Annotated in this window: 4 protein-coding genes; 2 read left to right on the top strand and 2 right to left on the bottom strand. The window is 68.1% G+C overall.

Annotation, left to right across the window (positions count from 1 at the left end; translation table 11 throughout):
• Positions 1 to 769: 769 nt before the first annotated feature.
• Positions 770 to 2,176, top strand: coding sequence for an aminopeptidase P family protein (locus AC08ON_RS14980; RefSeq protein WP_476608115.1), 1,407 nt, complete (start codon positions 770 to 772; stop codon positions 2,174 to 2,176).
• Between the two features lie 221 nt (positions 2,177 to 2,397).
• On the opposite strand, the gene AC08ON_RS14975 is transcribed toward AC08ON_RS14980, so the two are convergent.
• A complete protein-coding gene (locus AC08ON_RS14975; RefSeq protein ID WP_476608111.1) occupies positions 2,398 to 2,739 on the bottom strand; it encodes a histone-like nucleoid-structuring protein Lsr2 in 342 nt (113 codons plus the stop codon).
• 664 nt (positions 2,740 to 3,403) lie between these two features.
• On the opposite strand from AC08ON_RS14975, the gene AC08ON_RS14970 reads away from it, so the two are divergent.
• Complete coding sequence (locus AC08ON_RS14970) at positions 3,404 to 3,730, top strand: hypothetical protein (protein WP_476608112.1); 327 nt, start codon at positions 3,404 to 3,406, stop codon at positions 3,728 to 3,730.
• 384 nt (positions 3,731 to 4,114) lie between these two features.
• Here the strand turns inward: AC08ON_RS14970 and AC08ON_RS14965 are convergent, their stop codons facing one another.
• Positions 4,115 to 4,939, bottom strand: coding sequence for an ABC transporter ATP-binding protein (locus AC08ON_RS14965; protein ID WP_476608113.1), 825 nt, complete (start codon positions 4,937 to 4,939; stop codon positions 4,115 to 4,117).
• Positions 4,940 to 5,262: the final 323 nt, after the last annotated feature.

Below are 5,262 nucleotides of genomic sequence, written 5' to 3'. Positions count from 1 at the left end.
ACTGTGTCGCCCAGGGCGCCCCGAGTCACCCCACAGCACGTCTACAAAACGTCACCAATCACAACGTAGCGTAATCTCTGCGCGGCCCTGGTACCCGGTGGTGTTCGCGACACGCAGTGCAGTACCCGAATCGCACGATGCCGGTGGCTATCGGACCGGCATTACGGCACACCGAGGACGTCCGCCCCCGGACCGACTCGATCCGTGCAACGCGGACCCGCCTTCCCCGCCGACCGGCAGATGAGTTAACGGTCCACGACGGAAGGTCACAACCGATCGGATCCCCCAGATCTCCCACAACCGATTGCGTGCCCTCGTTAACTCACCCGAGGTGGGAGGAACAGTCTTCATGGAAGGGTCCGAAGGCGGCGAAGTGGGTAGCGGCGTTCGGGCCCAGGTCGCGACGCGACCGCCCACATCGGCCCGGCATCACCGCGGCGGCGCGATGCACCAAATGCCCGGCGGACCAACGACGAGAAGTCCGGCCAACGCGCCGGGCATGGCGGTGTGCCTCGCGCGCTACCCGCCGTCCGCAACGGGGCCTACCGTTAACGGTATGAGTGCCCAGTCCCACCAAAGCTCACCTCCACCGACCAGCACGGGGGTGCCCGAGAGCGCGCCGGCCGGGCGTGATCCGAACCTCATCACGACCGACGAGCCGGGCGTTGTCCCCACCGGGGCCAGTGAACCTCCGGCATCGGATGATTCCGTGCGCGAACCCGGACAGGCCAACCACGACGAGGAACCACACGCGGCGTTCCGGCGATTTATGTCGACCGGGTGGGCGCCGATTGACGACGCTGTGCCATCCCGCGATGACTGCGCACCCTACACCGCGAAACGTCGCGCCTTGTTGGGTTCGCGGTTCCCGGCGGACGCGCTTGTGGTGCCGAGCGGCGGTCTGCGGGTACGGGCAAACGACACAGATTTTCCGTTCCGTCCCGGAAGCGACTTCTTCTGGCTGACCGGCTGCCATGAACCCGATGCCGTGTTGGTTCTGCTACCCAACGCGGCCGGTGAGCATGATGCGGTGCTCTATGTCGCCGGGCGGTCCGACCGGTCGAGCTCCGCCTTCTACACCGACCGGCGATACGGGGAACTGTGGGTCGGTCCCAGACCGGGGGTTCGGGAGACCGCGGCACAGCTGGAGATCGAATGCCGGCCGCTCACGGAGCTCGCGGACGCGCTCGCGCGGTTGGCACCGGGAAACACCCGGGTACTACGCGGAGTCGATCCGGTCGTGGATGGTTCGGTGCTGCGCTGGTCCGGCCGGGGTGGACCAGGAACCGACCGCGATCTGGCCCTCGCACAGGCCCTTTCCGAGCTGCGGCTACTCAAGGACGACTTCGAGATCGCCCGATTGGACGAGGCGATCGCCGCGACCGTGCGTGGCTTCACCGAGTGCGTGGGAGAAATCGGTCGGGCGATGGACCTGCCCAACGGAGAACGATGGTTGGAGGGGACGTTCTGGCGGCGGGCCCGGGTGGACGGCAACGACGTGGGATACGGTTCCATCGTCGCCTGTGGCCACCACGCCACGACGCTGCACTGGGTCCGCGACGACGGGCCGGTACGCGCCGGTGATCTCGCCCTGCTCGACATGGGGGTCGAGGGACGCTCCCTCTACACGGCCGACGTCACCCGCACGCTTCCGATCAACGGACGGTTCACCGAGGTGCAGCGCCAGGTCTATGACGTGGTTCTTCGCGCCCAGCAGGCCGGGATCGACGCGGTCCGGCCGGGAGCGTCCTTCCTGGAGCCGCACCGGGCCGCCATGCGGGTCATCGCCACGGCTCTCGACGACTGGGGGCTCCTGCCGGTCAGTGCGCAGGAGTCGCTGATCGAGGACCCACGCTCCCCGGGAGCGGGCGTCCATCGCCGCTATACCCTGCACTCCACGTCGCACATGCTCGGATTGGACGTGCACGACTGCGCGCAGGCGCGCGACCAGACCTATCGCGACGCGGCGCTGGAACCGGGCATGGTATTGACGGTCGAACCGGGCCTGTACTTCCAGCCGGACGACCTGATGGTTCCGCCGGAGCTGCGAGGCATCGGCGTCCGGATAGAAGACGACATCCTGGTCACCAGGGATGGAAGGCGGAACATGTCCGCCGCACTTCCGCGAACCGCGGAAGACGTCGAAAACTGGATGGCCCGGCAGCTGCCGAACTGACGGAACGAACAGATCTGGCGACGGACTGCGTCAGCGGCAACGCCAATAGTTCCTGCCACACCGGCCCGGTCGGTGTGGCAGGAACCTGACCATGCAAAACCTGATCACACGATCTTCGGTCCGCCGGATCGCGCAGCCCGTCGTCCAATACCACGGGCACTACCGCTACAAGGGGTTCCACTGCTCCGGTCCCTACCCCGGAAAAGCAGTCAAGACCAGGATCAGTGGGCCTTGTCGTACGCCTCGACGATGTTGGAAGCGATACGCCCCCGGTCACTCACCGTGTAACCGTTGCTGCGCGCCCACTCACGAATGTCGGCGGTACGGTCGGTTCCGCCGATACGGCGCGAAGCGGCACGCACACCACGCCGGCCACCCGCCGCCCGACCGCCAGAACGGCGAGCCGCGGTGACGAACGAAGCCAACGACTCACGCAACTTCGTGGCGTTCTTCTCCGACAGGTCGATCTCATACTGCGCACCGTCGAGTCCGAACCGGACGGTCTCGTCGGCCTCTTCTCCACTGAGATCGTCAATCAACGAGACGATGGTCTTCTGGGCCATGCCACTCTCCTTCAGGTCAGCGGACCGCAGAACTCACGCGTCTATTATTACCACGAGAACGCGGGGAACTGTCACGCCTGGTTCGTCGGGCTCGCAGGCTTGGGTCGCCGAAGACGAAGTCAGCGCTCAACGCACGCCGCCCTGGCAGTCGGAGTGCGGAACCCAAAGACAGGGAGCAAGCTCCACATGATAGAGGGATGATCATGTTCTGCGAATCACACCTTCCCAGTCGAAAGGCCGACCGCAAGCGGACAGTTGGGCAGGCGTGGACCGGGCGGCGTCCATGTCCTCCGACCTTGGGACACCGATCGTGTTCGTCTACCGACTCCCGTGGACGATTGCCCGGCAAACGGCGGGCAACAGCCGCCGGCGCCTTTGGGGTGGTGGTGCCGCGAGCGGAACCGACCGGTACGAATGCCAAAGGGGATCGCCGCGCCGGATGAGTACCCCTGATTCCGGCGCCGCCGGTATGAGCCGACCCACGGACGAGTACCCGCGCACGTGGGTGGTAGACGGTGCCAACGTGATTGGCTCCCGGCCCGACGGGTGGTGGCGGGACCGCCCAGGAGCGGCCGGACGGCTAGTCGACGCTATTTCGGCGCGGATCACCCGTCCCGGCACGCACCCACGGCCATCATCGAGGCCGGAATGGCCCGAGCGGATCGTGGTCGTTCTCGAGGGTGCGGCGCGGGCCGGAGTTCCCGAGGGAACCGTACGGCCCGGAAAGATCACACCCGAAAAGATCCGGCCCGCGGACGTCGCGCCCGAGAAGGGCCGCCACGTTCCAGCGAGGGCGGACCGCGCGGCACCGACCATCGTCGTCGTGCACGCCCCCGGGCACGGCGACGACGCCATCGTGGCGGCGGCGCGCGACGCGGTCGCGCCCGTGGTCGTCATCACCTCGGATCGGCAACTTGCCGGCCGGCTGAGGTCGCTCGGCGCGGGTGTGCGACGGTCGGGATGGTTGTGGGACCTGCTCGACGAACGATGAACGACGGCCAACCAGCGACGGGTCCGGGGGCAACCGGCGGCCAGCGTCCGTCCGGGTCGCCGGCCAGCCCACGAACGGACGAGCCTCGGAGAGGGAGCACGACGGCCGCCGCGAAAAAACACACCGGCGATACCGGAAAAGGCGCGCTACGACGGGCTGAGGCCGCTTGACGGGGATGGACGGCCCGCCGGACCGTACGCGAAACGCCGGGACCGAGCGGTGACTCGGGACCGGATCACGTCGGGAAGGTCACCGCACCCCGCCGATCGTGGTCATCCGACCATCGACCGACTCCGTCCGACCATCAACCGACGCCGGTCACAGCCGATCGGCCCCTGAACGGACAAACACCCCGCGGCGCAGGCTCAGCCCCGCGGCACAGGCTCAGACCGAGGCGGATACCGGATGCCGGGGAGGCGGTCCAGCGGCAAGCCGGGCGGTGTAGCGACCGGCCGCCACGCCGACCTCCAACGGAATCCCGAAGCAGGAGGAGAGCGCCTGCGCGGTGAGGACCTGCGCGACCGGACCGGCCGCAAGCGCCTGGCCGCCGCGCACCAGCAACGCGTGAGTCACCCCGACCGGGATCTCCTCCACGTGGTGGCTGACGAGGACGAGGACAGGAGCGATGGGGTCGGCCGCGAAGCGGGTGAGCCGCCGCATCAACGCCTCCCGCGCACCCAGATCGAGCCCGGAGGCGGGCTCGTCGAGCAGGAGGAGTTCCGGGTCGGTCATGAGGGCCCGGGCAATGAGCACGCGCTTGCGCTCTCCCTCGGAGAGGGTTCCGAACCGACGGTCGACCAGTCCACGGCACCCGAACTGGGTCAGCAGGCCGGCCGCGCGGGTGAGATCGACCTCGTCGTACTCCTCGTCGGCGCGGCCCAGCACGGACCAGCCGGCGGTCACCACCGCGTCGAGTACCCGCTCGTCGGCGGGTGGCGTCTCCACCAGCGCCGGGCTGACGACACCCACCCGGTATCGTAGATCGAGAAGGTTGACCTTGCCGAGACGGGCGCCGAGCAGGTCGACCGTGCCCCTGGTGGGAAACAGCCGGCCCAAGGCCACCTGCAGCAGGGTCGTCTTCCCGGCGCCGTTGGGACCGAGGACCACCCAGCGCTGGCCAGGGAACACCGCCCACGACACGTTCCTGAGCAGGTATGACCCATCTCGCACGACATTGACATTGTCGAGGCGCAGCACCGCGTCCGGCATGCAGCTCACGTTACGCGACACCAGACTTCCTGATGCCGCCGGGACGGCCGGTCCACCCGTATCAGGCCGTCTCGTGCCGTAGCCGGCAGGTCAGCCCGTCACCCGGGCAGCCCCGCCCCGGCTGTCCGGACGGATTCACCCGCCGGACTGAGGTAAATCGGACAGATCTAACAGGCCACGCACTTGACCCTCATGGCCATGGCGTCAGTCCGGTTCGGGCGGGGTCGTCCCGGTCAGGTCGATCTCGGCCCACACGGCCTTCCCGTCGGGGAGCGGACGGATGCCATGCCGAACGGCGAGCTGGGAGACCAGGCCGAGCCCGC

It is taken from the genome of Frankia sp. CoWAU3, assembly GCF_977971855.1.
The sequence above is the reverse complement of the archived record's forward strand: the minus strand, read 5'-3'. Positions and strand labels throughout refer to the sequence as shown.